Below are 25,067 nucleotides of genomic sequence, written 5' to 3' on the forward strand. Positions count from 1 at the left end.
GTAACCCCGCAGACCTACACCTTCCACGCCACCATCACAACCTTCGACAAAGGGCTTGCCTCCAGGCCACAGCGCTAAACGCAACGGCGTTGACATCCTGGTTTTAGCGCGATCTTGGTGGCCCGGTCGTGGTGGCGCGATCTTGGTGGCCCGGTCGTGGTGGCGCGATCTTGGTGGCCCGGTTGCGGTGGCCCGGTTGCGGTCGCCCGGTCACGGGTTGCGGCCGTGCCCCGAGAGGGCGGGTTGGGTGGTTGGGCGGCGGCCCCACGGCTTGTACGTGGACAGCACCGTCGCGATGATCATCAGGATGGTCGATACCGCGGGCGCGATCACCAGGTCGACGCGGTCCCGTGCGGGGAGGGCGGCGCCCACCGCACCGGCGTGCCGCAGATTCGGCGTGAGCAGGAACAGCACCAGCCCGACCATCACCGTGGTGAGCACGAGCTTGGCCACCACCCAGCGATAGCGCCACAGACCCCACGGGGTGAGTAGCGCGCTGGCGACGCCGATCAGCCAGACCAGGACGCTCAACGGCGCGAACAGCACCGTGCCGACAAGCGCCGTGACCGGGTAGACCACCGCCGGGTCGGCGCCCCGCTGGACGGCGATGCCGAGCGTGAGGAGCACCAGGTCGGCACCGAGCCAGCCGAGCGAGGTGACCAGGTGCAGGGTGAGGAGCCCCTTGCGGGCGGTGGGTGGAATCCGACGCATACCGCGATGCTGCCCGCCGGCCCGTGCCGGGTCGTCCGACCGCCGACGACATCCGGGGTACGCCCGGCGACGTACCCCGGTCTGCCGACGACATCACCCGGCCTGGCGACGTAGCCGGGGCCTGGCGACGACCCGCCCTCATGATCGACACCACATCGCCAACTCCGGGGTGTCCCGTCGTCCCGGAGACCCCGGAGTTGGCGAACGAGAGTGGATCACCCCTGGACCGGGGGCGGGTCTAGTAGACCGACAGGTGGACGTGGTTGGTGTGGTCGGTGGACGGGGTGCCGCTGGCGCCGCTGTACGACTTCCACCCGCTGCTGGGCAGCCAGATCTGCCGGTACCAGATCACGTACAGCACGGCGAGCCGGTCGGCGTTGCGGATGAAGTACGCGGCCAGGTTGTTGCCGTACGTCTTGTCGCCACCGGTGGCGTTGCCGCCGAAGCCACTCGTCTGTGCGGCGAAGTCGCAGGCCCGGCCCTTCGGGTGTTCGCCGGAGCCGCTGGGGCGGTGACAGGAGACGTACCGGGTGAAGCCGGCGGCCTTGGCCTGGTTGAGCGCGTGCAGGGTGCGCGGGGTGATGCAGCCGTTGGCGGGCGTGGGGTCGTTGACGCTGCACGACTCGGATGGCCAGGAGCCGTCGGAGTTGCGCGGCGCCGCCTTCGCGTTGGCGGTGGAGGTGCCCCGGTTGGAGCTGGTGTCGGCGGTGGTCTGCGGCGGCTTGGGCGTGTTGGCGACGGTCAGGGCGCGTTCGGCCTGCTCCTTGCGCTTGGCCATCACGGTGACCTGCTTGCGTTGTTCGGTGATCTCGCCGTTGAGGGCGGCCCGGGTGCGATTGGCCTCGTCCTTGGTGGCGAGCAGGTCGCGCAGCACCCGGTCCTCGTTGGCGGCCACCGCCTCCAGGGCGGCGGCCCGGTCCATGAAGCCCTCCGGGCTGCTGCTGTTGAGCAGCGCCGACACCGCGCCGAGCCGGCCGGTGCGGTACGCCACGCCGGCGATCTGGCCGACCTTGCCGTCGCGCTGGGCCAGCTCGACCTCGATGGTCTTCAGCTGGGTGGCGAGCTGCTGCTGCCGCCGCACCGAGGTGTCCAGAGCGCGTTTGGCGTCCAGGTAGCCCTTGCTGGCGGCTTCGAGCTGGGCGCGCAGCGACGGGGTGCCGCCCTCCTCGTCGGTGTCGGGTGCGGCGGCGGCCCGCAGGCCGGTCGGGGGAGCGGCCGAGGCGGTGCCGGCCGGGATCGCGACGCCGAGGGCGAACATCGCGACGATCAGGGCCGCCAGTCGGGCGGCGGGTGGTCGTGCTGGTGCCACTGCGCATGTCCTTCCGTCAGCCGCCGACCGGGTTAGCTGACGGGTTCGGGACGGAAGATCCCTACCGCTGACGCGGATGCACCCCAGGAACGTGGTTCCCCGGTTCGCCTGGTTGGGCGATTAGGCGGCGACCGCCACCGGCGCCTGGAGGGCGCCGCCTGGTGGAGGCCGGGACCGAGCCTACCGGTGCCGGTGGGGCCGCTGCAGCCGATGTGACGGAAGGTGCGCAGGTCATCACGGAAACGGGTGTTACCACTCGATCGAGCCGCAGGCCCCGGTGGCGGCGCCGGGCTCGATCTGCAAGGTCGCGTGTTCGATCCGGAAGTCGTCGTGCAGGGCGGTACGCGCTGCGGTCAGCACCGCGCCGACCTCCGCGCCGGGTGCCATGGTCAGGTGCGCGGAGGCCACCTCCATGCCCGAGGTGAGCGTCCAGACGTGCAGGTCGTGCACCTCCACCACGCCGGGGACGGCGGCCAGCCGGTCGTGCACGGCGGTCACCTGGAGGTGTTCCGGGGCGGCCTGCACCAGGATGCGGACGGCGGCGCGGGCCAGCCGCCAGGTGCGCGGCAGGATGAACGCGCCGATGGCGACCGCGACCAGCGGGTCGGCCCACCACCAGTCGGTGACGGCGATGAGCAGTGCCGCGCCGATCACGCCCAGTGAGCCGAGCAGGTCGCCGAGCACCTCCAGGTAGGCGCCCTGCAGGTTGATGCTCTCCCGGGCGCCGGCGCGGAGCAGGGCGAAGGCGGCGACGTTCGCGAGCAGGCCGAGCACGGCCACCACGAGCATCGGGCCGGCGACGACCTCGTGCGGGTCGCCGAAGCGGCGGATCGCCGCGATCACCACGTAGATCGCGACGCCGGAGAGCAGGACGGAGTTGGCCAGTGCGGCGAGCACCTCGAGGCGGTAGAGCCCGAAGGTGCGCTGCGGGTCGCCGGTGGCCCGTCGGGTGGCGGTGATCGCGGCGAGCGCCATCCCGATGCCGAGCACGTCGGTGAACATGTGCCCGGCGTCGGAGAGCAGGGCGAGTGAGCCGGTGTGCAGGGCGGCCACCGCCTCGACCACCATCAGGGTGGCGAGCAGCCCGAACGCCGCCCAGAGGCGGCCCCGGTGCTGCTGTGCGGCATTGGCGACGGACCCGTGGTGGTGGTCATGACCTGCGCCCACGAGATCCACCTTCCGCTGCCGGCCGGGGCCCGGTCAAATGTATGTTCACATCGCTATGTGTGCAAGTGTCAGGTCGGCCGCTGGCCCGTGCGACGAGCGGGCACGGATCAGCCGGTCGGGTCGATGGTGGTGAGTCGCTGCGTGGCCCGGGACAGCGCCACGTACAGGGTGCGTACCCCGGCACCCGGATCCGCCCGGATCTCGCTCGGTGCGACGAGCACGACTCCGTCGTACTCCATGCCCTTGGCCTCCAGGCTGGTCACCACCTGTAGGCGCGGCGCGTCGAGCGCGGCGAGCCAACCGGCGACCTCGTCCCGGCGGGGGACCGGCGTGATCACCCCGACCGTGCCCTCCACCTCGGTCAGCAGGCCGGCGGCCGCCTGCACGGTCGTGGTCTCCAACCCCGTCGCGGGCACCACCAGCTCGACCGGATCGACCCCGGTGGAGCGCACCGCCGTCGGCAGCGGCAGGTCGGGGTAGAGCCGGCGGATCTCCGCCGCCGCCACCGCGAAGATCTCCGCGGAGTTGCGGTAGTTGGTGGTGAGCGTGAAATCGTGCCGCTTGCGTCGGCCCAGCGCCTGGTCCCGGGCCCGGTCCAACTCGTCGGGGTCGCCGGTCCACGCGGTCTGCGCGGGGTCACCCACCACCGTCCAGGAGGCCAGCCGACCCCGCCGACCGACCATCCGCCACTGCATCGGTGAGACGTCCTGCGCCTCGTCCACCACCACGTGCGCGTAGTCCCGGTAGTCCTCCGGACGCTCCCGCGCCGCCGCGCGGGCGGCCCGCTGCCGGTCGCTGGCGGTGCTCAGCTCGCGGACGCCGCCGGCCAACTGGAACGGGTCACGCCGGGCCCTGGCCGGCTGCGCCGGCTTGCCGAGCAGGGCGTCCAACTCGTCCAGCAGCGCGATGTCGGCGATGGTCAACCCGTCCGAGTCCAGGTTCCGGTACGCGGCGGTGAGCAGCCGGATCTCCGCGCCGGAGAGGATCCCCCCGGCGTACCGCCGCAGTCGGTCCGGCCGCGCCAGCCAGCCGAGCACGTGCCGCGGGTGCAGCCGGGGCCACCACGCCTTGAGGAACTCGCGGAACTCCGACCGCTCGGCGATCTCCGCCTCGAAGGTCCGCTGCTCCGGCAGTCGAACGCCCACCTCACGGGCCTGCGCCCAGAGCGCGGCGAAGATCCCGTCGAAGCCGGCCCGGCGGACCTCGTTGCGTCGGGCACCCCGGTGCAGCGCGCGGTCCCGGATCCGGTCCAGCGCCGCCCGGTCCAGCCGCAGCAACGTGCCCCGGTAGAGCAGCCGCAGCTCGCCCGGGCCGCCCGGCACCGCGTCGCGGGCCGCCCGCTCCAGCACCCGGCGCATCCGCAGCGAGCCCTTCACCGCCGCCACCTCGGGCGGGTCGGTGCGGGTGGCGCTCATTCCCGGAAACAGGGTGCCCAGCGAGTGCAGGGTCGCGGTGTCCTCACCGAGCGACGGCAGCACCGAACCGATGTACTCCACGAAGACCGACGACGGGCCGACCACCAGGATGCCGCCACCGGCGTACCGGCTGCGGTCGGAGTAGAGCAGGAAGGCGGCCCGGTGCAGCGCGACAGCGGTCTTGCCGGTGCCGGGGCCGCCCGCGACGATCGTCACCCCGGAACCGGGTGAGCGGATCGCCTCGTCCTGCTCCCGCTGGATGGTCGCCACGATGTCGCGCATGCCCCGGCCGGTGGCCTTGGACAGGGTGGCCAGCAGCGCGCCGTCGCCGACGACGGTCATCCCCTCCGGGGCGGCGTTCGGGTCCAGCAGGTCGTCCTCGATCCGGGTGACGCGCTCGGCGCGGGACTGGATCGTACGGCGACGCACCACGTCCAGCGGCTGCGCCGGAGTGGCCTGGTAGAAGGCGGCGGCGGCCGGTGCCCGCCAGTCGACGACAAGCGTGGTGGTGTCCTCGTCGCGGATGCCGAGGCGCCCGACGTGCAGCACCTGCCGGTCCCGCAGGTCCAGCCGGCCGAAGACCAGCCCCTCGTACTCGGCGTCCAGGACGTGCCGCCGCTGCGCGGCGTGGAAGACCATCGCGTCGCGCTCGACCAACGAGCCGTACGTGCCCACCCGGGCCATCCGGTAGCCGTCACGCTCGGCTCGGACCGCCGACTGCCGCAGTTCGGCGAGTCGCGCGTACACCCGGTCGAGGTGGCGTTGCTCGACGGCGATCTCCTGCTCCAGGCCGGTCTGGTCGGTCAACGCACGCTCCTTCGAAGGTCGCCGGCAGGCGGCGGGAACCGCGCGAGCCGACCGCAGAAGGGTACGGCCCCGCGCCTGGCCGGCCGCGCCCGAGGTGCGGGAACGCGCTCAGACACCCGTTTCGGCGGGCGTCGCCCCCCGGCTGCGGGGCGGCGGTTCGGCGAGCACCCGGCGCAGGACGCCGGTGAGGGCGGCGTTGACCTCGTCCGGGCGCTCCATCATCAGCATGTGCCCGGCACCCGGGCAGACGGTCAACTCGGTGGCCGGCAGGGCCGCCGCGATCGACTCGGCGCACGGCGGTGGGGTCAGCCGGTCCCGGTCGCCGACCAGGGCGGCGGCCGGCAGGTGGGCCAACGCGGTGAGGGTGTCCAGTCGGTGCTGGGTGCCGATGGAGGCGCGGAACCCGCCGATCGAGCGCAGCGACGCACGAGCCACCGCGGAGGTCACCAGGCGGATGTCGGAGGGGTCGCAGCGGTCGCCGAAGAGCATCCAGCGGATGCTCGGTCGCAGCGCGTTCAGCAGCGCCCGGGGCGCTCGCCAGGAGCCGCACCGGGCCAGCACTCCGGCACCTGTCGTCTCGGCCAACCGGATCAACCGGGCGATCCGGGGCGAGAGCCCGTAGACGGTGTGCGTGTGCCCCTCGGCGGTGGTCGACACGAAGACCAGACCGGCCGTACGGGCGGCGAAGTGCGCGGCGTGGCGGTGGGCGTACTCCATGATCGTCATGCCGCCCATCGAGTGCCCGACCAGGACCACCGGCCCGACCGGCGCCACCGTGTCGAGCACCGTGGCCAGGTCGTCGCCGAGTTGGGCCAGGGTGGCCGTGGGCAACGCCATGCAGCTGGACCGACCGTGCCCCCGCGCGTCGTAGGTGACCACCCGCACCGACCCGCCGAACGCCGCGGTCAGCGCGTCGACCTGCCGGTGCCACGCGCGCCCGTCCAACGTCCAGCCGTGCAACAGGACGGCGGTGACCTGGGCGTCCGTCGGCTCGGTCGCCTCGACGTTGAGCCGTACGCCGTCCGGCAGCCCGACCTCGAACCGCTCCGGCATCGCCACCTCCCCAGGGCCGCCCGGCACCACCAGTCCCACTGGTACCCGGCTACCCGCCACGGCAGCACACCAATCACGCCGTGGCCAACATTCCCGACCCCGCCCGTGGGGCCCGACGGCGGGCCAAGCTGGACGGCATGGGGTCCTCGGGAGCGCCCATGGGCGGGACGTCGGGGCCGGGGCGGCAGGCCGGCGGCACTCCGCGCGCCGCCCTGGCCGATCTGCTCGCCGGTAACCGGCGGTTCGTCAGCGGCCAGCCGATCCACGGGCACGACGTCACGGCCGCCGCGGCCGCCGCCTCCGGCGACCAGCAGCCGTACGCCGTGGTGCTCGGCTGCATCGACTCGCGGGTGCCGCTGGAGGCGATCTTCGACCAGACGTTCGGTGCGATCTGCGTGATCCGTACCGGTGGGCACGTGCTCGACCGGGCGGTGTGCGGGTCGATCGAGTACGTGGTCGGCCAGCTCGGCGTACCGCTGGTGCTGGTCCTCGGTCACGAGCGGTGCGGCGCGGTCGGCGCCACCGTGGACGCGCTGCGCGCCGGGGAGCGTCCCGGTGGCTCGCTGGCGCACCTGGTGGACGAGATCGCCCCGGCGGTGACCGAGGTGGGGATCGACGACCCGGCGGTGCTGCCGCTCGCGGTCCGTCGGCACGTCCGGCGAACGGTGGGCACGCTGCGCGCCGACGACCTGCTCGCCGGGCCGGTCGCCGCCGGACGGGTGGCCGTGGCCGGTGGCCTCTACGACCTGGCCACCGGCGAGGTCACACTGCTCGACCCGGCCTGAACCCGCCCGCCGCGCTCGACCGGCCCGCGCCCGACGCCGCTCGACCGGCCCGCGCCCGACGCCGCTCGACCGGCCCGCGCGCCGAGCGCTTGATCGACTCGGGTTTCGTGATCCCGGGGTGTCCGGCCTGCCGGGACACCCCGGTTTTCGGGAAGCCGAGTGGATCTCGCCCCGGACACGCGAAACCGCCCGCCGGGAACTCCCGGCGGGCGGTGTCGATGGTGCGATGGGGGAGGGCTCAGCCCTCGAAGACGCCGGCCGCGACCAAGCGCTTCTCGGTGGCCTCCCAGCCGTCGTTCGGGTGAACGGCAGCCAGGTTGTTGATCTCCGCCCGGATCTTGGCGGCGTGGCCGGCGGCGGCCAGCACGCGGATCTCCTCGACGAAGGCGTCGGAGTCCGTGCGCAGGTGCGCGGTCTTGCCGTTGGTCAGGTTCCGCACGTAGGCGTGCTTGCCGCCGTTGAGCGGGATGAGGTACTTGAACTCGCCCAGCACGCTGAGGGCGCCACCCTGGCCAGCCTGGCCGGCCCGGACGGACGCGCGCGCGGTCTTAGAGGTGTTGCTCGCCACGGAGGTACTCCTTGCAAGACGTACGGGAGGACTGGACGTCCGGGGGCTGTGTGCGGGCCACACTGCGCTCGACCCGCGAAGATGTAACGCGGCATAAGCCGCCGATGGAACTGTACAGGACCACGACATCATGCTGGTCGTCGCGGTGTCCTGAGAGGCAACGGCGGCCACCCGTCCGGCTATTCCACCCGGCGTTTTTTCCGATTCCCTGGCGCACCACGCGTCACACGAGTCATCATGTGTTGCAGCAACCACCTGGGTGGACGAGGTCGTAGGGGAAGACGCACCTCGCTCTCCCGGGAGGTCACCGTGCCAACGCGTGGCGTCGTATACGTCCACTCGACCCCACTCGCCGTGTGCTCGCACGTCGAGTGGGCGATCGCGCGCGTCCTAGCCGCGCCGGTCAACCTGCAGTGGACGGCTCAGCCCGTCGATCCCGGCGCACGCCGGGCCGAGTGCGGGTGGACCGGTCGTCCGGGGACGGGCGCCGAGCTGGCTGTTGCCCTACGGCAGTGGCCCATGATCCGTTTCGAGGTCACCGAGGAGCCGAGTCCCGGCGCCGACGGCGAACGGTTCATGTACGTGCCGGCCCGCGGCCTGTTCCGGGCCACCGTCGGCGTGGCCGGCGACATCCAACTCGGCGAGGACCGACTACGCGCGCTGATGGTCGCCTCCCGGGCCCCGGAGGCGCTGGCGCACGCCCTGGACAAGGCGCTCGGCACGGCGTGGGACGCCGACCTGGAGCCGTACCGGTACGCCGGCGACGGGGCTCCGGTGACCTTGCTCACCCGGGTCGGCTGATCCTGGCCGCCGGCCCGCTGGCCGCACACCGTCGGGCCGGCGGCGACCGGTAAGGTCAAGTTGCCCCGATAAGGGGGAAGCTGGTGGGATGGGCGGCGTGTCGAATCGCCCGTGGCGCACCGCCGTCGCAGTCGCCGCTCTGACCGCTCTGCTCGTCTCCGGCTGCTCAGGCGACCCCGAGCGCCCCGCGCCGCCGCCCAGCCCGACCGCCGCGACCGCCGCCCCGAGCGTCCCCGCCGCGACACCGGCCAACGACCCCGCCGCCCGTGCCGCGGCCCTGGTCGCCACGCTGTCCGACGAAGACCTCGTCGGTCAGGTGCTGATGCCGTACGCCTACGGCGACTCGGCGACGAAGGTCTCCGCCGGCTCGGCTGCCGGCAACCAGGCCCTCGCCGGGGTCGACACCCCCGCCGACATGATCGCCAAGTACCGGCTGGGTGGCCTGATCCTGGTCGGCTTCAGCGCCGACGACCCGACCAAGGGCAACCAGGAGACCACGAACGTCGACAACCCGAAGCAGGTGCACGAGCTCACCACCGGGCTGCGTACCGCCGCCGGTCGGCTCGCCGCCGGGCCCGCGCCGCTGCTGATCGGCACCGACCAGGAGTACGGTGTCGTCACCCGCGTGACCGACGGGGTCACCGTGCTGCCCAGCGCCCTCGCGGCGGGCGCGGCCGGCGACCCGAAGCTGACCGAGGCCGCCTGGCAGGCCGCCGGCGCCGAACTGGCCGCGATGGGGATCAACGTCGACTTCGCCCCGGTGGCCGACGTGCTGGCCACCCGCAGCACCGTGATCGGCTCCCGGTCGTACGGCTCCGACCCGAAGCAGGCCGCGGTGCAGGTGGGCGGCGCCGTCCGTGGCCTCCAGGCGGCCGGGGTCGCGGCCACCCTGAAGCACTTTCCCGGGCACGGCCACAGTGCCGACGACTCGCACCAGGACCTGCCGGTGCTCACCCAGTCCGCTGCCGAATTGCAGAGCGGCGCGTGGCCGCCGTTCACCGCCGGGATGGACGCCGGGGCGATGGCGGTGATGTCCGGTCACCTGGACGCCCGCGCGATCGACCCGGGGACCCCGGCGACCTTCTCCCACAAGCTGCTCACCGACGTGCTGCGCGGCCAACTCGGCTTCAAGGGTGTGGTGATTACCGACGGGATGAACATGCCGCCCGCGAAGCGCTGGGCACCCGGCGAGGCGGCGGTCCGCACGCTCAACGCCGGCAACGACCTCATCCTGATGACCCCGAACGTCGGCCAGGCGTACGACGGGCTGCTCGCCGCGCTGCGCGGCGGAACACTGCCCCGGACCCGGCTCGTCGAGGCGGTCACCCGGGTGCTGACCATGAAGTTCCGGCTCGCGGAGACCCCGGCCGCGCAGATGTCCACGCTCAACGCCCCGGCGCACCGGGCCGCAGCCGACGCGCTGGCCGCCGCCGCCGTCACCGTGCTGCGCGGCACCTGCGGCGGCGCGATCCCCGGCCCGGTCACCATCACCTCCTCCGGCGGCCGGGACGGCACCCGGGCCACTCTCACCGCCGCACTGACCGCCGCCGGGGTGCAGGTCAAGCCCAGCGGCGGCACGATCGTGCACCTGGTGGGCTACGGCGACGGCGCCAAGGACCTGCGCGCCGACGCGGCGGTCACGGTCGCCATGGACACCCCGTACGTGCTGGGTGAGGCGAAGTCACAGACGTTGCTGGCCACGTACTCCTCCAGCCGGGCGTCCATGACCGCGCTGGCCGCCGTGCTGGCCGGCAAGGCCCGGCCGGGAGGCCGGTCCCCGGTGGCCGTGCCCGGTCTGCCCGCCACCACCTGCGCGCACTGACCGGTCGACGGGAATCGGGTCGCCCCCGCCCGGGCCGGTCTGACAACCTGACCCCATGGGAGCGGCAGCGGGATTCCGGCACGTGCAACGGGCCGACGGCACGGTGGTGATCACGCACCACGGCCGGGTCGCCGGCACGCTGCGCGGCGCTCGGGCCGCGGAGTTCCTCGCCGAGGTCGACGACGACCCGCAGTTGGTGATGGCCCGCTGGACCGGCAACTACCGCCACGGCAACGAGCGCACCGCGAAACAGCACCCCCGCAACCGAGGCTGAACGACGAAAAGGGCCCCTCCTCGTCGACGAGGAGGGGCCCTTCGCGGGATCTCAGGGTCGGGCGAAGACGAGCGCCACGTTGTGGCCGCCGAAGCCGAACGCGTTGTTCAACGCGGCCGGGATGTCCATGTGGCGGGCCTTGTGCGCCGCGACGTCCAGAGTGAGACCGGGCTCCGGGTCGTCGAGGTTGATCGTCGGCGGGACGACACTGTCGCGGATGGCCAGGATGGTGGCGATCGACTCCAGCGCGCCGGCCGCACCGAGCAGGTGACCGGTCATCGACTTCGTCGCGGACAGCACCGGGTGGTCGCCGAGTGCCTTGTGCAGCCCGCCGATCTCCAGCATGTCACCGACCGGCGTCGACGTGGCGTGGGCGTTGACGTGCACGATGTCCCGCTTGGCCACGTCCGCGTCCGCGATGGCCTTGGCGATGGCCCGGACCGCGCCCTCGCCCTCGGCGTGTGGCTGCACGATGTCGTACGCGTCGGACGTGATGCCGGCCCCGGCGAGGCGCGCGTAGACCCGGGCGCCCCGGGCGGCGGCGTGCTCGGCCCGTTCCAGCACCAGGATGCCGGCACCCTCACCGAGGACGAAGCCGTCCCGGCCCCGGTCCCACGGGCGGGAGGCGCGCTCGGGGTCGTCGTTGCGGGTGGACATGGCCCGCATCGAGCTGAAACCGGCGATCGGCAGCGGGTGGATGACCGCCTCGGTGCCGCCGGCCACCACCACGTCGGCCCGGCCGGAGCGGATGATGTCCAGACCGAGCGCGATCGCCTCGGCGCCGGTGGCGCAGGCGCTGGCCACCGCGTGCACACCGGCCTTGGCACCCAGCTCCAGCCCCACCCAGGCGGCCGGACCGTTCGGCATCAGCATCGGGATGGTGTGCGGGGACACCCGCCGCGGCCCGGACGCTTCGAGGATGTCGTCCTGGGCGAGCAGGGTGGTGGCACCGCCGATGCCGGAACCGACGCTGACGGCCAACCGCTCCCCGTCGAGGTCGGACCCGGCGAGGCCGGCGTCCGCCCAGGCCTGTTGCGCCGCGATGATCGCGATCGCCTCGGAGCGGTCCAGTCGGCGCAGTCGGACCCGGTCCAGCACCTCGGACGGCTCCACGGCCAACTGGGCGGCGATGCGGACCGGCAGTTGCGCGGCCCACTCCTGGGTGAGGGCACTCACCCCGGAGCGGCCGGCAAGCATGGCGTCCCAGGTCGACGCGACGTCCCCGCCAAGCGGGGTCGTCGCGCCGAGCCCGGTGACGACGACGTCAGGACGACTCATGATCAGGACTGCGCCGCGATGTAGCTGACGGCGTCACCGACGGTCTTCAGGTTCTGTACCTCGTTGTCCGGGATCTTGACGCCGAACTTCTCCTCGGCGGCCACCACGACCTCCACCATGGAGAGCGAGTCGACGTCGAGGTCGTCGGTGAAGGACTTCCCCTCGGCCACGTCGTCCGGGTTCACTCCGGCAACCTCTTCGAGGATCTCGGCGAGGCCGGTGGTGATCTCGTCACGGGTCATTGCGGTTGGTTCCTTTCATCGGGGTTGTCCGACGGACGGCGTCGCCGACCGCCACTCCTCGACGCGTACGCGCCGGAGGGGGTCTTCAGGGGCAGCGGACGACCTGACCGGCGTAGGTCAGACCACCGCCGAAGCCGAACAGCAGCACCGGTGCGCCCGAGGGCACCTCCCGGCGCTCGACCAGCTTGGACAGGGCCAGCGGCACGCTCGCGGCAGAGGTGTTGCCGGACTCGACGATGTCCTTCGCGATGATCGCGTTGGGGATGTTGAGCCGCTTGGCGATGCCGTCGATGATCCGGGTGTTGGCCTGGTGTGGCACGAACGCGGCCAGCTCCGACGGGTCGACCCCGGCCCGCTCACAGGCCTGCAGGGCCAGCGGCGCCAGCTCGGTGGTGGCCCAGCGGAACACCGCCTGCCCCTCCTGCTGGACGTACGGGCGCCAGCCCTCGATGCGGACCGCGTCGCTCTTCTCCGGCACCGAACCCCAGACCACCGGGCCGATCCCGGCCGGCTCGTCGTCGGCGGTGGCGGTGACCACCGCGGCACCGGCGCCGTCGGCGAAGATGATGCAGGTGGAGCGGTCGGTCCAGTCGGTGAAGTCGGACAGCTTCTCCGCGCCGATGACGAGCGCGTTGCGCGACGCGCCGGCCCGGATGGCGTGGTCGACGGTGCCCAGCGCGTACGCGAAGCCCGAGCAGGCGGTGTTCACGTCGAACGCGGCCGGGGCGGTGATGCCCAGCTTGGCGGCGACCCGGCAGGCAACGTTGGGGCTGCGGTCGATCGACGTGCAGGTGGCGACCACGACCAGGTCGATGTCGGCGGCGGTCAGGCCCGAGTTGGCAAGGGCCTTGCCGGCGGCGGCGGCGGCCATGTCGGCCACCGTCTCGCTGTCGGCGATCCGCCGGCTCACGATGCCGACGCGGTCGCGGATCCACTCGTCGTTGGTGTCGACGAGCTGGGCGATGTCGTCGTTGGTCACCACCCGTGAGGGCTGGTAGTGCCCCATCGAGACGATGCGACTGCCAGTCATGAACGACCTCCGATGCGGGCGATCAGGTCCCGTGCGGCCGGCAGGTCGTCCGGGGTGTTCAGGGTGACGATCTCCGGGGCGCCCTCGCCCTTGAGGTCCCGTTTGACCAGCCCGGCGAGCGTGCCGGCGCGCGGCAGCTCGATCACGCCGGTGACACCGAGGTCGGCCAGCGTACGCATGCACAGATCCCAGCGCACCGGCGCGGTGACCTGACGGACGAGGCGCTGCACCAACTCGGCGCCGTTGTCGACAGCGGCGCCGTCGAGGTTGGAGAGCAGGGTCCGGGTCGGGTCGGCGGGGGTGATGTCGGCGGCGACCGCGGCGAGCGCGGTCGCGGCCGGAGCCATGTACGGGGTGTGGAACGCGCCCGCCACCTTGAGTCGGATGACCCGGGTCCGGGCCGGCGGCTCGGCGACGAGCTTGTCGAGACCGGCCAGCGTGCCGGCGGCGACGACCTGCCCGGCGCCGTTGCGGTTGGCCGGGTACAGCCCGTGCGCCTCGATGGCGGCGAGCACCTCGTCGGGGTCGCCACCCAGCATCGCGGCCATCCCGGTCGGCTCCAGTGCGCAGGCGGCGGCCATCTCCCGGCCGCGTACGCCGGCGAGGGTGATCGCGGCTTCGGCGGTCAGCACGCCGGCGAGGGTGGCGGCACTCAACTCGCCGACGCTGTGCCCGGCGGTGATGTCGACGCCCTCCAGTGGCAGGTGCTCGGCCGCGAGCAGTGCCGCGGCGACCAGCAGCGGCTGGGTGCGGGCGGTATCCATGATCTCGTCGGCATCGGCGGCGGTGCCCAGGTGCGTCAGGTCGACCCCGGCCAACGCCGACCACTCGCGCAGCCGCGCCTCGGTGCCGGTCAGGTCGAGCCAGGGGGTCAGGAAGCCGGGTTTCTGAGAACCCTGGCCGGGACTAAGTACGGCGAGCACGCCTATGACTCTCCCGGATTCGCGCGGGTAACGCTGTGCCGCCTCCGACCAAACCGCACTAGAACCTTTGGAGGTTTCCTACAAGAATCGGCGTGGATCAATCCTCGGTTTGGATGGTTTTCCGGTTCGCCGGGGTCATTGTCTGAGTCAAGACCGTCGAGGTGAGCGGGACGACCGGATCCAGCCGACCCACGGTGAGCGCGACCTGAAGTGCGAACGCGTCCCGCGGAGACAGCGGCGAGAAGCCGGTCACCTCGGCGATCCGCCGGAGCCGGTAACGCACCGTGTTCGGGTGGACGAACAGCGCCCGGGCGGCGCTCTCCAGCGTGCCACCGGCGGCCAGGAAGGCGTCCAGGGTCGCCAGCAACTCGCCCCCGGCGCGGACCAGCGTCGCGTACACGTCGTGCCGCAGCCGCCGCCGAGCCTCCGCGTCGCCGGCCAGGGCCCGCTCCGGCAACAGGTCCCCGGCCGGCACCGGACGGGGAGCACCGGGCCAGGCCGGCGCCGCCCGGAAACCGGACAGCGCCGCCCGCGCCGACTCGGTCGCCTCGTCCAGGCTCGGTACGGCCGGACCGACCACCACCGGCCCGTCACCGAACGCGCTCAGCAACTCGGCGGTGGCGGTGAGCGGGTCCGCCGCGCCGCCCAGCACGATCACCAGCCGGTCGCCGTGCACCCCGCCGATCACCTCCACACCGATCCGGCGGGCCTGCCGGTAGACCACGTGCAGTACCGCGGAGACCTCCCCGCCCGGCGATCGACCGACCGCCACCGCCACCGGCGGCGCGTCCGCCCAGCCGAGCGCGGCGGCCCGACTGGCCAACACGTCGGGCGAGTCACCGCGCAACAGCGCGTCGACGAGCAGGGCCTGCAACCGGGCGTCCCACGCGCCGCGTGACTCGGCCGCCCGCGCGTAGACCCGGGCGGCGGCAAACGCGATCTCCCGGGAGAAGCGCAGCACCGCCTCCCGGAGTTGCTGCTCCTCGCCCTCGGCGGCCAGGTGCGACACCTGCTCCTCGACCACGTCGATGGTCACCTTGATCAACGCGACGGTCTGCTGGAGGGTGATCGACCGGGCCAGCGCCTGCGGGGCGGCGGCGAAGACCTCGTCGGAGACCTCCTGGGTGCTGTCCGCGGTGCCGCCACCCTCGCTCAGCCACTGCACCAGCGACCGGGCGCCGGCCTGGGCCACCAGCATCACCCAGGAGCGCTGGTCGGCCGGCAGCGCCCGGAACCACGGCAGCGTCTCATCCATCCGGGCCACGCTGGAGGTGGCCAACGCACCCGCCGAACGCTCGATCCGGCGCAGCGTGGCCGCCAGCTCTCCACCCCCCGGCGTACTCACCGCCCTAGCCTGACACGTCGCGACCAGGCCAACCACGTCGGCACCGGTCAGCGGACCGCCGGAAGCAGGGTTCGACCGCCACCCTTCGCCGAGCCGTTGAGCACCGGACCGGGGCTGTGCAGGAAGCACAGGACGCCGAGCCTGCCCGCCAGCCACTCGGGCTCGCCCTCCGGCGTCAACCAGAACACCTGGAACCGGTATCCCACGTCACCCTCCGGCAACCCGACGTAGCGCGAGACGGTGGACAGGCAGCCCGCGTCCGTGTTGTCGTCGGTGAGTGCCTCGACCTCCGGACCCGGCCGCCAGATGCCGGCGAACTCGGTGTCGTGCGGCCCGGTGCAGGAGGCGGGCGGCAGATCGCCCGACTCGGTCGGATCGGTGAAGCACGTGTACCGGAACGGCGAATCACCGGTCAGCGCGCCGCGCAGGCTGTTCGACCGGGGTTCGGGAATCCACAGGTCCACCGCGTGCATCTCCAGCAGGTCGCAGCGGTACCACCGCTCACCCGCGTCCCAGTGCGCCGCCGACGGGATCAGCACCCGCATCGCCAGCCGTGACTCGCGCCACTCGCCGTCCAGGAAACGGGCGGCCTCCTGGTCGCAGGATTCGTACACCCGGCGGATCCCCTCGGTGCCGGCGGCCGGCGGCGCCGACGCGTCGGCGTCCGCGCCACCAAACCGGCCGACCAGGAACGTCTCCACCTCGTGCTTCGACGAGCAGGGGATCGGCGTGTACGTCTCGGGGCTGCGCTCGTCGGAGGCCACGGCGTGACACACCCCCGCCTCGGGGGTGTAGGACGGGAGCGACTCGTCGGCGAAGATGCTGTCGCAGCCGCCCGCCCCCATCATCAGCACCGCCAGGACCGTCGTCCCCCACCACCGTCGCACGTCGTCTCCGTTCCGGGCCGCCGCTGTCGGCGTCGATGGCGCGCATCGTACGGCAGCAGGGCGGCAGCAAAGTCCAGGGTGGACCGGCGGCGATCAGGGTGGCGGCAGGCCCAGCTCCTGGGCCAGGATCGCGGCCTGTACCCGGCTGCGCAGGCCCAGTTTCGCCAGGATCCGGCTCACGTGCGTCTTGGTGGTGCTCTCCGCCGTCGCCAGCCGGTCGGCGATCTGCTGGTTGGACAGGCCCAGCCCGAGGCAGGCCAACACGTCACGCTCACGAGGGGTGAGGGTGCCCAGCGCGGCCCGGGTGTCCGCGGACGCACCCGGCGCGGCGGCCGCGAAGGCCGCGATCAACCGACGGGTCACCGCGGGCGCGATGAACCCGTCGCCACGCGCCACCGTCCGCACCGCGGTCACCAGGCCGTCAGCGTCGGTGTCCTTGAGCAGGAACCCGGCCGCACCGGCGCGCAGCGCGCCGAAGACGTACTCGTCGAGGTCGAAGGTGGTGAGCACCAGCACGTCCGCGAGCAGGTCGGCGACGATCGCCCGGGTCGCCCAGATCCCGTCCTGGCGGGGCATCCGCACGTCCAGCACCGCCACGTCCGGGCGTAACTCCCGGCACAGCCGCACCGCCTCGTCGCCGTCGGCCGCCTCGCCGACCACCTCCAGGTCGGGGGCGGCGCCCAGGATCAGGGCCAGTCCGGCCCGTACCGCCGGCTGGTCGTCCGCGAGCACCACCCGGACGACCGCGTCCTCCGGTGCGCGCGCCGGCCCGGTCACCCGCCCTGCCCGGTGGGCAGCGCGGCCCGGACCTGCCAGCGCCCGTCCCGCGGCCCGGCGGTGAACCGCCCGGCCAACAGCGTGACCCGCTCCCGCATCCCGATCAGCCCGGCCCCGGCGCCCGGCACCCCGCCCCCGGGTGCGCGCACCGGATTCTCCACAGTCACCACCACCTCCGCCGGCCGGTACGCGATGGTCAACTTCGCCGCACCCGTACCGTGCTTGAGCGCGTTGGTCAGCGACTCCTGCACGATCCGGTACGCGGCGAGGTCCACCCCCACCGGCAGCGGGCCCGGGGTGCCGTCGGTGCGTACCCGTACCGCGAGGCCGGCGGCCTGGATCCGCTCGACCAGCCCGTCCACCTCGGCGAGCCGGGCGGTGACCACCTCCGGCCCCGCCCGGCCGTCGCCCGCGGGACCGTCGCCGGTCGCCGGCTCCCGCAGCACCTCGATCATCTGACGCATCTCCGCCAGACCCTGCACACTGCTCTCCCGGATCACGTGCAACGCCGAGGTGACCTGGCCGCGATCCAGGCCGGGTACGGACAGCACGGCGGTGGCGTGGATGGCGACCGCGCTGAGGTGGTTGGCGACCACGTCGTGCAACTCGCGGGCCATCCGGGCCCGTTCGGCGCTGACCGCCTGCCGGCGGTCCAACTCGACAAGCCGGGCGGTCTGCTCGGCCCGCGCCCGCTCGGCGACGGCCTGGTCGCGGTACTGCCGCACGCTGATGCCGGTCAGGACCGGCAGCAGCCCGGCGAGCACCACCAGCACCCCGATGGTGACCCCGCGCCAGTTGTCGAGGGAGACCACGCCGACGACGGCCCCGAGCAGGCTCAGTCCGATGGTCGCCCGCAGCAGCCACCGCCACAGCCGGGGCGGGCCGTACACGCAGGCGTCGTAGAGCACCTGCGTGTAGACCAGGATCGTGCCCAGCGAGTTGCCGAGCGCGGTGTCCACCACCAGCGCCCCGGTGCCCACGGCCAGGCTGGCGCGTGGGGCGACCCGACGCATGCCCACGGCCGCGCACATCACCAGCAGCGGCGGCAGGAACAGCGCCGACGGTACGCCCGTGTCCGGACGGACCTGCGGCTGCCAGCCCAGGGAGTAGAGCACCAGGCCGCCGGCCAGCGACGCGGCGGCGAGCGCGAGGTCGCGCCCGAGAGTGCCGGATCCGAGCCACGGTGGCGGTCGCATACCCACGATCCCACCACAGCCGCCGACCCCCGGACACCGACCGGAGGAGGAGCCCGACAGCGTCGACATGCACCGAAAGGGGTACGCGGCAGCCGGCCGGCTCCGTCTGCGCCCTCTGTCTGCGGCCTCCGGATTAACGGCGCGAAAAGAGGCTGTGAACTGCGCGGCAGGGTTCCGCGCTCACCGTCGTTTTCGCGAGCTGGCCGGTGCCGGCCCCGGGTACGCCGTGCGCGGCCCGTCGGTCCCGGCCAGTACGGTGACAGGGGCACGTCGGGGGAGCACCCGCGGGTGAGGCGAACGTGAGGAGACCGGGGATGGCGCACGGGGAGGCCGAGCACGGCTGCGCCCAGGGCGAGCCCTGCCGGCCGGGGCACCACGACCCGCAGGCGGCTGGCAAGCACCGCCGGCCGGCTGCCGGCGCGACGGGGCACCCGGGGGAGCCGCTCACCGGCCGGGACGACGAGACCACGCTCCCGCGTCAGCGCTCCGCCGAGGGCGCCGCCCTGGCCGAGCCCGACGCAGACGTTCCTGCTGGTTGCCTCAGCGAACTTCCCGGCTGGGCCGGGGCGCATCGGCACGGCCCGGTCCGGCCGCGCCCACGGGCCACCCGCCGGGAGCGCCCACCACGCCGCTGGTGCTGAGCGCCCGCCGCGCGAGACAGCGCGTGCGGCGGGTCAGCGGGTGCGGCGGGTCAGCGGGTGCGGCGGGTCAGCGGGTGCGGCGGCGGATCAGCAGGGCGATCCCGGCCAGGCCGACCGTGATCGTCAGCATCACCCCGACGTTGAGCAGCAGCAGGCGTTGCAGGTCGCCAAGCGCGTCGTCGAGGTCCTTCGCCGGGTCGAGCGTGTCCTCCGGGAGCACCCGTTCGCCACCGCCCGCACCACCGCTGACCGTGTCGAACTGCCGCTCCAGCGGCACACCGGCGGTGCGTAGGGTCTCGGACATGCTCAGCCGTCCCAGGAACCAGCCAGCGCTGGCCTTGCCGGCTGGCTGCTTCGCCGGCCGGTAGACCCGCGGGCCACCGACCGCCCGGGGATAGAGGTCGTACGTCTGCTGCGGCGTCTCACCGGCGAACACCACGACCGTGTACTTCGGACCGAGGTCGGCCGGCTTCGGGCCGGTCGGCATGCCGGTGCGCCCCAGGAAGTTGACCTGGTCGATGACCGCGCCGACGTGGGCGGGTTGGGTGTCCACGCGCAGCCGCAGTGGCGCGGCGAGCCCCTCGCCCGTGATGTCCACCCCGGCCGGTGCCGTGTTCGGCGCCGCCGAGACCGGGCCGGCGGTGCCGAGCGACAGCAGCGCCGTCGCCAGCGCGCCCGCCAGCACGGCGGCCAACCGCCTCATGTGTCGGACCATCCCGCCTCCTCGCCCCGTTCGATGGATGGCTTCGGTGTGACGCCTGAAGCGGTCTGCCGGTGCGGGCATCGACCAGATGGCCGGGCCTACTCCTACAGACTCCGCAGAACGTCGATGGGTTGCAGCTTCTGGAACAGTAATTGGAACTATCTGCGATCTCTGCTCAACTAATGAGGAGCCGTTTGATCAGCGGGCGGATCGTACCCTTACGGAGGGGTTCATGGGGGGCAGGGTTACACGTACGGTGCGGGTCATGCCAGTGGTGCTCGGCGTGGCGTTCGGTGTGTCGTTCCTGATGCCGGCAACTCCGGCCGCCGCGCACAACTCGCTGACCGGCAGCGATCCGCGCGACGGCGCCCGAGTGGCGAAGGCACCTGCCCGGATCGAGCTGCGCTTCCTCGCCAAGCCGGCACCGGCTACGACGAAGATCACAATAACGGGACCGAACAATGTGGTCGCTGGCGGCCCACCCGTCTTCGACGGCAGCCGCGTGCGGGTGCCGTTCACGCCGACGGCCGCGGGGCTCTACGTCGTCGGCTACCAGCTCGCGTCCAGCGACGGGCACCCGGTGAAGGGCGAGGTGCGGTTCACCCTGACGACCGGGACCGCCGCCGACCCGTCCGCCTCGCCGTCGGCCGCCGTCGGCACCAGCCCGTCCGGATCACCCTCGGCCGTCGGCACACCCTCCGCCGGGCCAGCGTCGGCGACACCTGGCAGCTCGACGGCCTCCGCGGTGCCGGCGGCGTCGGAGCAGTCCGACTCCGGCGGTCGCCCGTGGATCTGGGCGTTCGGCGGCCTGCTGCTGCTCGCCGCACTCGCAACCGGCCTCATGTTCCGTCGGCGCCGACGCGTTCGGTGACCCGCTGATCTCACCGCTCCCGGTGGGTCAGGGGTATGAGTCATCTTTGCTCTGCACCCGCAGATGCGACAGCTACGGTCTGTGACCGGCGCATATTGGGGTGCAGAGCAAAGGCGGGGCGATGCGCAGTTGCGCCGGCGACGCGCGAGGGCGACGCGCGAGGGCGACGCGCGAGGGCGAGGGCGAGGGCGGCGACCCCGTCGCCGTTCTCGACGCGTCGACGAGCGACGGTCAGACCAGACGGAGTCGGGCGGCGCGCATCCGGGTCAGGGTGCGCTCGCGACCGAGCACCTCCAGCGACTCGAACAGCGGCAGACCCACGGTGCGGCCGGTGACCGCGACGCGTACCGGTGCCTGTGTCTTGCCGAGCTTGAGGCCACGCTCGGCGCCAACCGCCTCCAGCGTCGACTTCAGCGCCTCGGCGTCCCACGACTCCAGCGACTCGAACGCCGCGATGGCCGCGTCCAACAGCTCGGCCGAGCCGTCCTTCATCGTCTTGGCCCAGGCGGCCTCGTCGATCAGCGGCGAGGCGAGGAAGAGGAAGTCGACGTTCGGGACGATCTCGCTGAGCACCGCGAGCCGGGTCTGGGCCAGCGGGGCGACCGCGGCGAACGCGTCGGCGTCGAACTCCTCCGGCTGCCAGGGCGGCGGCGCGATGGTCCCGGTGCCGGTCAGCCACGGCTGGCAGGCGTCGATGAAGTCGGGCACGGACAGCGCCCGAATGTACTCACCGTTGAACGCCCGCAGCTTCTTCTCGTCGAAGAACGCGGGGGAGGGGTTGACCTCCTCCAACCGGAACTCGTCCTCGATGACCGACCAGGCAACGATCTCGCGGTCGCCCGACGGCGCCCAGCCGAGCAGCATCAGGTAGTTGCGCATCGCACCGGCGAGGTAGCCCTCGTCGCGGTACGCCTCCAGGGCGACCTTGTCCCGGCGCTTGGAGAGCTTCTGCCGCTTCTCGTTGACGACCACCGGCACGTGCGCCCAGATCGGCGGCTTGACCCCGAGCGCGTCCCAGAGCAGCTGCTGCTTGGGCGTGTTGGGCAGGTGCTCCTCGGCCCGGATCACGTGGGTGATCCCCATGGTCATGTCGTCGACGACGTTGGCCAGCAGGAAGACGGGCGAGCCGTCGCCGCGGGCGATGACGAAGTCCTCGATGAGCTTGTTCTCGAAGGTGGGCTCACCGCGGATCAGGTCGACCACCACTGTCGTGCCCTCGTCGGGCGTACGGAAGCGCAGCGCGTGCCCCGGGCCGGGGCCGAGGCCACGGTCGCGGTGGTAGCCGTCGTAGCCCTGGTGCTGGGAGCCGGTGCGGGCCTGCACGTCCTCGCGGGTGCAGTCGCAGTAGTAGGCGCGGCCCGAGTCGTAGAGGCGAGCGGCGGCGGCCCGGTGCTCGCCGGCGTTCTCCGACTGGAAGTACGGACCCTCGTAGCTGCCCCGGGAGATGCCGATCCAGTCCAGCGCGGAGAGGATGCCCTCGGTCCACTCGGGCTTGTTGCGCGCCGCGTCGGTGTCCTCGACGCGCAGCACGAACACCCCGCCCTGCTGCTTGGCGTAGATCCAGTTCTGCAGTGCCGAGCGGGCACCGCCGACGTGGAACATACCGGTCGGGGAGGGGGCGAAGCGCACACGTACCGTCACGTCCCCCAGCCTACGGCGGCCGGCCAGCGCATTCCGCCAGGGGCCTCGACTCACGGCACCGAACGGATCTTCACCACCAGGGCGCTGCCGATCAGGGTGACCACGGCGGTGACCGCGTAGAGCGTGGGGTAACCGCCCAGGTACACCACGAGCGGGGCGGACAGGGCCGGCCCGAGCACCTGCGGCGCTGAGTTGGCGATGTTGATGACGCCCAGGTCCTTGGCCCGGTCGGTGGCCCGGGGCAGCACCTGGGTGATCAACGCGGCGTCCACCGAGAGGTAGACGCCGTAGCCGGCGCCGAGCAGCAACGCCGCGACGATGGCCATCGGCCAGACCGGTGCGACCGCGAGCAGCAGCGCCGCCACCGCCATGATCAGCCCGGAGACGATCACGTAGATCTTGCGGCGTCCGGAGCGGTCCGACAGCCGGCCGGCCACCACGGCGGTCAGCATCATGCCGAGCGTGTAGAGCAGGATCAGTACGAGCAGGCCACCCTCGGGGTCGGCGTGGTGCACCCCGTCGGTGAGGAAGTACAGCAGGTAGAGGGTGCCCAACGCGTTGCCGAGCTGGACCAGGAATCGGGTGATCCAGGCCCAGGCGAAATCCGGGTGCCGGCGCGGGCTGATCCACATCGAGGCCAGCAACGCCCGGGTGCGCACCACGGGCCGATGGGTACGCGGCAGCGGCTCGTCGGGAGTGAGCAGCGCGAACGGCAGCGACAGCAGCAGGATCGCCACCGCGATGGCCAGATAGCCGGCGGCGTTGCCGGTGACCACGGCGGTGACCAGCACCGCGCCGAGCACCAGCCCGAGCGCCTGTGGGATGCCCACCCAACCCGAGACGCCGCCGCGTTGCGTCACCGGCACCCGGTCCGGGATGGCCGCGCTGAGGCTGGCCAGCATCGCGTTGAAGCAGACCTGCGCGGCCACCCAGCCGAGGGCGACCCCGAGGATGGTCCGCTGCTGGGCCAGCAGCACCAGGGCCGCCGCGCCGAGCAGGGCCCCACCCGCCGTCCAGACGTGCCGGCGACCGAACTCGCGGCCGGCGATCCGCAGGCAGGTCCGGTCGGAGAACGCGCCGGCCAGGGGGTTGGCGAGCACCGCGGCCAGCGCGCCGAGGCCGGTGACCATGGCCAGCATGTTCTCCTTGTCGCCCGGTGCGATCTGCTCGATCTGCTGCGGCAGCAGCACCTGGATGGGCGTGAAGAACGCCATCCACACGCCGAGGTTGGCGGCGAAGATCAGACCGATCCAGCCGCGCCGCACCGGCACCGTCGGCTCGGCGAGCGCCGCCGGCAGCGACGCCGGCGTCGGGTCCAGGGTGGTCACCGCGCCGACCCGTCCCGGGAGGCCGCGATCACGTCCCGCAACCAGGTGTACGACGACTTCGGCGTACGCGTCTGGGTGGCGTAGTCGACGTGCACCAGACCGAAGCGCTTGGTGAACCCCTCGGCCCACTCCCAGTTGTCCAGCAGCGACCAGACGAAGTACCCGCGGACGTCCACCCCGTCGTCGATGGCGGCCCGGACCGCCCGCAGGTGCCCGTCGAGGTACGCGATCCGCTCCGGATCCGCCACCTGCCCGTGCGCGTCGGGTGCGTCGTCGTACGCGCAGCCGCCCTCGGTGATCTCGATGGGCGGCAGCGCGTCGCCGTACGTGTCGCGAAGCCAGCCGAGCAGCTCGTGCAGCCCGTCGGGGGCCACCGGCCAGTCGAAGGCGGTACGCGGATAGCCGTCCAGCGGCACCAGGTCGAACGGCAGTGGTGAACCCTCCTCGGCGGCCCGTACACCCGTGGGGTTGTAGTAGTTGACCCCGAGCACGTCGATCGGCGCGGCGATGGTGTCCAGGTCGCCGGGGCGGACGACGCCCGGGTCGAAGCCGGGCAGCTCGGGGTAGCCGCGGCCGAGCAGCGGATCGGTGAACAGCCGGTTGTGCAGCACCTCGTACGCGGCCCCGGCGGCCCGGTCGGCGTCGCGGTCGCCGAGCACCCGCACCGGCGAGTAGTTGTTGGCGATCGCCACCGGGCTGGTGGTGTGCGATCGCAGCGCGGCGACGGCGAGCCCGTGTCCGAGCAGTTGGTGGTGGGCGACCGGGAAGGCGTCGAAGAGCAGCGCCCGGCCGGGGGCGTGCTCGCCCATGCCGTAGCCGAGGCTCATGTGGATGAACGGCTCGTTGAGGGTGATCCAGAGCCGGACCCGGTCGCCGAGGCGGGCGGCGGTCAGATCGGCGTACTCGGCGAAGCGGGCGGCGGTGTCGCGGTGCAGCCAGCCGCCGACGTCCTCGAGCGGTTGCGGCAGGTCCCAGTGGTAGAGGGTGGCCACCGGGTCGACGCCTGCGGCCAGCAGCTCGTCCACCAGCCGGTCGTAGAAGTCCAGGCCGGCCGGGTTGGCCGGGCCGGTGCCGGTGGGTCGCACCCGGGGCCAGGCGATGGAGAACCGGTACGCGGACACGCCCAGGCCGGCCAGCAGCGCGACGTCCTCGGTGTGCCGGTGGTAGTGGTCGCAGGCCACCGCGCCGCTGCTGCCGTCGCTGATCCGGCCGGGGGAGTGCGCGAAGGTGTCCCAGATGGACGGACCTCGTCCGTCGGCCGTGCTGGCGCCCTCGATCTGGTGGGCCGAGGTGGAGACGCCCCAGCGGAAGCCGGCGGGGAACTCGGGCATCGGTGCGGTGGACATGCGCCCCTCCCGATCAACATGAAACGTGTTCGGGACTTTAGGACGCTCTCGATGAATGCGCCATAGGCCGGCCTGGCGCAATCCGCAATGGTTGATCGGCGTGTCTTTTTCCGAACCCGTCCAGGTAAGTCCGATTTAGCGCATAGA

Annotated in this window: 24 protein-coding genes and 1 riboswitch; of the genes, 6 read left to right on the top strand and 18 right to left on the bottom strand. The window is 72.8% G+C overall.

Translation table 11 applies throughout. From position 1 onward, the window contains the following. Nucleotides 1-210: 210 nt before the first annotated feature. The 5 genes from ACGFIQ_RS34410 to ACGFIQ_RS34430 all read right to left on the bottom strand — a co-directional run bounded on the left by ACGFIQ_RS34410 (nucleotide 211) and on the right by ACGFIQ_RS34430 (nucleotide 6,462). Entirely contained in the window at nucleotides 211-711 is a 501-nt protein-coding gene (locus tag ACGFIQ_RS34410; protein WP_393250225.1) for a hypothetical protein, read from the bottom strand. Nucleotides 712-949: 238 nt separating this feature from the next. Next, nucleotides 950-2,020, bottom strand: coding sequence for a coiled-coil domain-containing protein (locus ACGFIQ_RS34415; protein ID WP_393250227.1), 1,071 nt, complete (start codon nucleotides 2,018-2,020; stop codon nucleotides 950-952). Nucleotides 2,021-2,025: 5 nt separating this feature from the next. Continuing rightward, nucleotides 2,026-2,157, bottom strand: a riboswitch (cyclic di-AMP (ydaO/yuaA leader). Between the two features lie 112 nt (nucleotides 2,158-2,269). After that, entirely contained in the window at nucleotides 2,270-3,187 is a 918-nt protein-coding gene (locus ACGFIQ_RS34420; protein ID WP_393250229.1) for a cation diffusion facilitator family transporter, read from the bottom strand. A 107-nt stretch (nucleotides 3,188-3,294) separates the two neighbouring features. Beyond that, entirely contained in the window at nucleotides 3,295-5,409 is a 2,115-nt protein-coding gene (locus tag ACGFIQ_RS34425; RefSeq protein WP_393250231.1) for a HelD family protein, read from the bottom strand. Between the two features lie 108 nt (nucleotides 5,410-5,517). After that, nucleotides 5,518-6,462 (bottom strand): alpha/beta fold hydrolase, encoded by a 945-nt coding sequence (locus ACGFIQ_RS34430; RefSeq protein ID WP_393250233.1) that lies wholly within the window; start codon nucleotides 6,460-6,462, stop codon nucleotides 5,518-5,520. A 158-nt stretch (nucleotides 6,463-6,620) separates the two neighbouring features. On the opposite strand from ACGFIQ_RS34430, the gene ACGFIQ_RS34435 reads away from it, so the two are divergent. Beyond that, nucleotides 6,621-7,247: a carbonic anhydrase gene (locus ACGFIQ_RS34435; protein ID WP_393250235.1), complete on the top strand. Its 627-nt coding sequence runs from the start codon at nucleotides 6,621-6,623 to the stop codon at nucleotides 7,245-7,247. A gap of 238 nt (nucleotides 7,248-7,485) precedes the next feature. On the opposite strand, the gene ACGFIQ_RS34440 is transcribed toward ACGFIQ_RS34435, so the two are convergent. Beyond that, nucleotides 7,486-7,815, bottom strand: coding sequence for a hypothetical protein (locus tag ACGFIQ_RS34440; protein WP_007463527.1), 330 nt, complete (start codon nucleotides 7,813-7,815; stop codon nucleotides 7,486-7,488). 309 nt (nucleotides 7,816-8,124) lie between these two features. On the opposite strand from ACGFIQ_RS34440, the gene ACGFIQ_RS34445 reads away from it, so the two are divergent. From ACGFIQ_RS34445 to ACGFIQ_RS34455, 3 genes are all read left to right on the top strand, one after another. Continuing rightward, nucleotides 8,125-8,616 carry a DUF3145 domain-containing protein gene (locus ACGFIQ_RS34445; RefSeq protein WP_357070672.1) on the top strand — a complete coding sequence of 164 codons (492 nt, stop codon included), beginning with the start codon at nucleotides 8,125-8,127 and terminating at the stop codon, nucleotides 8,614-8,616. 88 nt (nucleotides 8,617-8,704) lie between these two features. Beyond that, nucleotides 8,705-10,438 (top strand): glycoside hydrolase family 3 protein, encoded by a 1,734-nt coding sequence (locus ACGFIQ_RS34450; protein WP_393250237.1) that lies wholly within the window; start codon nucleotides 8,705-8,707, stop codon nucleotides 10,436-10,438. A gap of 55 nt (nucleotides 10,439-10,493) precedes the next feature. Next, nucleotides 10,494-10,712, top strand: a complete 219-nt coding sequence (locus tag ACGFIQ_RS34455; RefSeq protein ID WP_112582579.1) for a hypothetical protein — start codon at nucleotides 10,494-10,496, stop codon at nucleotides 10,710-10,712. 51 nt (nucleotides 10,713-10,763) lie between these two features. On the opposite strand, the gene fabF is transcribed toward ACGFIQ_RS34455, so the two are convergent. From fabF to ACGFIQ_RS34495, 8 genes are all read right to left on the bottom strand, one after another. Next, nucleotides 10,764-11,990: a beta-ketoacyl-ACP synthase II gene (fabF, locus tag ACGFIQ_RS34460; protein WP_393250239.1), complete on the bottom strand. Its 1,227-nt coding sequence runs from the start codon at nucleotides 11,988-11,990 to the stop codon at nucleotides 10,764-10,766. 2 nt (nucleotides 11,991-11,992) lie between these two features. After that, complete coding sequence (locus ACGFIQ_RS34465) at nucleotides 11,993-12,232, bottom strand: acyl carrier protein (RefSeq protein ID WP_030330276.1); 240 nt, start codon at nucleotides 12,230-12,232, stop codon at nucleotides 11,993-11,995. 85 nt (nucleotides 12,233-12,317) lie between these two features. Further along, a complete protein-coding gene (locus ACGFIQ_RS34470) occupies nucleotides 12,318-13,262 on the bottom strand; it encodes a beta-ketoacyl-ACP synthase III (protein WP_393250241.1) in 945 nt (314 codons plus the stop codon). Further along, nucleotides 13,259-14,185 (bottom strand): ACP S-malonyltransferase, encoded by a 927-nt coding sequence (locus ACGFIQ_RS34475; protein WP_393250243.1) that lies wholly within the window; start codon nucleotides 14,183-14,185, stop codon nucleotides 13,259-13,261. The genes ACGFIQ_RS34470 and ACGFIQ_RS34475 overlap by 4 nt, the downstream gene beginning before the upstream one ends. Nucleotides 14,186-14,282: 97 nt before the next feature. Continuing rightward, nucleotides 14,283-15,686 (bottom strand): PucR family transcriptional regulator, encoded by a 1,404-nt coding sequence (locus ACGFIQ_RS34480; RefSeq protein ID WP_393250245.1) that lies wholly within the window; start codon nucleotides 15,684-15,686, stop codon nucleotides 14,283-14,285. Then, entirely contained in the window at nucleotides 15,578-16,417 is an 840-nt protein-coding gene (locus ACGFIQ_RS34485) for a septum formation family protein (RefSeq protein ID WP_393250247.1), read from the bottom strand. The genes ACGFIQ_RS34480 and ACGFIQ_RS34485 overlap by 109 nt, the downstream gene beginning before the upstream one ends. Before the next feature lie 93 nt (nucleotides 16,418-16,510). Continuing rightward, entirely contained in the window at nucleotides 16,511-17,194 is a 684-nt protein-coding gene (locus tag ACGFIQ_RS34490; RefSeq protein WP_393250249.1) for a response regulator, read from the bottom strand. Beyond that, nucleotides 17,191-18,390 carry a sensor histidine kinase gene (locus tag ACGFIQ_RS34495; RefSeq protein ID WP_393250326.1) on the bottom strand — a complete coding sequence of 400 codons (1,200 nt, stop codon included), beginning with the start codon at nucleotides 18,388-18,390 and terminating at the stop codon, nucleotides 17,191-17,193. Before ACGFIQ_RS34495 ends, ACGFIQ_RS34490 begins: the two co-directional genes overlap by 4 nt. Nucleotides 18,391-18,704: 314 nt before the next feature. Between ACGFIQ_RS34495 and ACGFIQ_RS34500 the strand changes: the two genes are divergently transcribed. Further along, nucleotides 18,705-19,031 carry a hypothetical protein gene (locus ACGFIQ_RS34500; protein WP_357522658.1) on the top strand — a complete coding sequence of 109 codons (327 nt, stop codon included), beginning with the start codon at nucleotides 18,705-18,707 and terminating at the stop codon, nucleotides 19,029-19,031. A gap of 67 nt (nucleotides 19,032-19,098) precedes the next feature. On the opposite strand, the gene ACGFIQ_RS34505 is transcribed toward ACGFIQ_RS34500, so the two are convergent. Beyond that, a complete protein-coding gene (locus ACGFIQ_RS34505) occupies nucleotides 19,099-19,746 on the bottom strand; it encodes a hypothetical protein (protein ID WP_357070639.1) in 648 nt (215 codons plus the stop codon). A 253-nt stretch (nucleotides 19,747-19,999) separates the two neighbouring features. Here ACGFIQ_RS34505 and ACGFIQ_RS34510 point away from each other — a divergent pair, with 253 nt between their 5' ends. Continuing rightward, nucleotides 20,000-20,605: a copper resistance protein CopC gene (locus ACGFIQ_RS34510; protein ID WP_393250252.1), complete on the top strand. Its 606-nt coding sequence runs from the start codon at nucleotides 20,000-20,002 to the stop codon at nucleotides 20,603-20,605. 231 nt (nucleotides 20,606-20,836) lie between these two features. Here ACGFIQ_RS34510 and gltX read toward each other — a convergent pair whose 3' ends face one another. Genes gltX through ACGFIQ_RS34525 form a run of 3 tightly spaced genes read right to left on the bottom strand, consistent with a single transcriptional unit; the run spans nucleotide 20,837 to nucleotide 24,920 of the window. Next, nucleotides 20,837-22,246, bottom strand: a complete 1,410-nt coding sequence (gene gltX, locus ACGFIQ_RS34515) for a glutamate--tRNA ligase (protein ID WP_393250254.1) — start codon at nucleotides 22,244-22,246, stop codon at nucleotides 20,837-20,839. A gap of 50 nt (nucleotides 22,247-22,296) precedes the next feature. Next, nucleotides 22,297-23,574, bottom strand: a complete 1,278-nt coding sequence (locus ACGFIQ_RS34520; RefSeq protein ID WP_393250256.1) for an MFS transporter — start codon at nucleotides 23,572-23,574, stop codon at nucleotides 22,297-22,299. After that, the gene (locus ACGFIQ_RS34525) at nucleotides 23,571-24,920 is read right to left on the bottom strand and encodes a GH1 family beta-glucosidase (RefSeq protein ID WP_393250258.1); all 1,350 of its coding nucleotides are present in this window, start codon (nucleotides 24,918-24,920) and stop codon (nucleotides 23,571-23,573) included. Before ACGFIQ_RS34525 ends, ACGFIQ_RS34520 begins: the two co-directional genes overlap by 4 nt. Nucleotides 24,921-25,067 lie beyond the last annotated feature (147 nt).

The organism is Micromonospora sp. NPDC048898 (assembly GCF_043198035.1).
Classification (GTDB): Bacteria; Actinomycetota; Actinomycetes; order Mycobacteriales; family Micromonosporaceae; genus Micromonospora.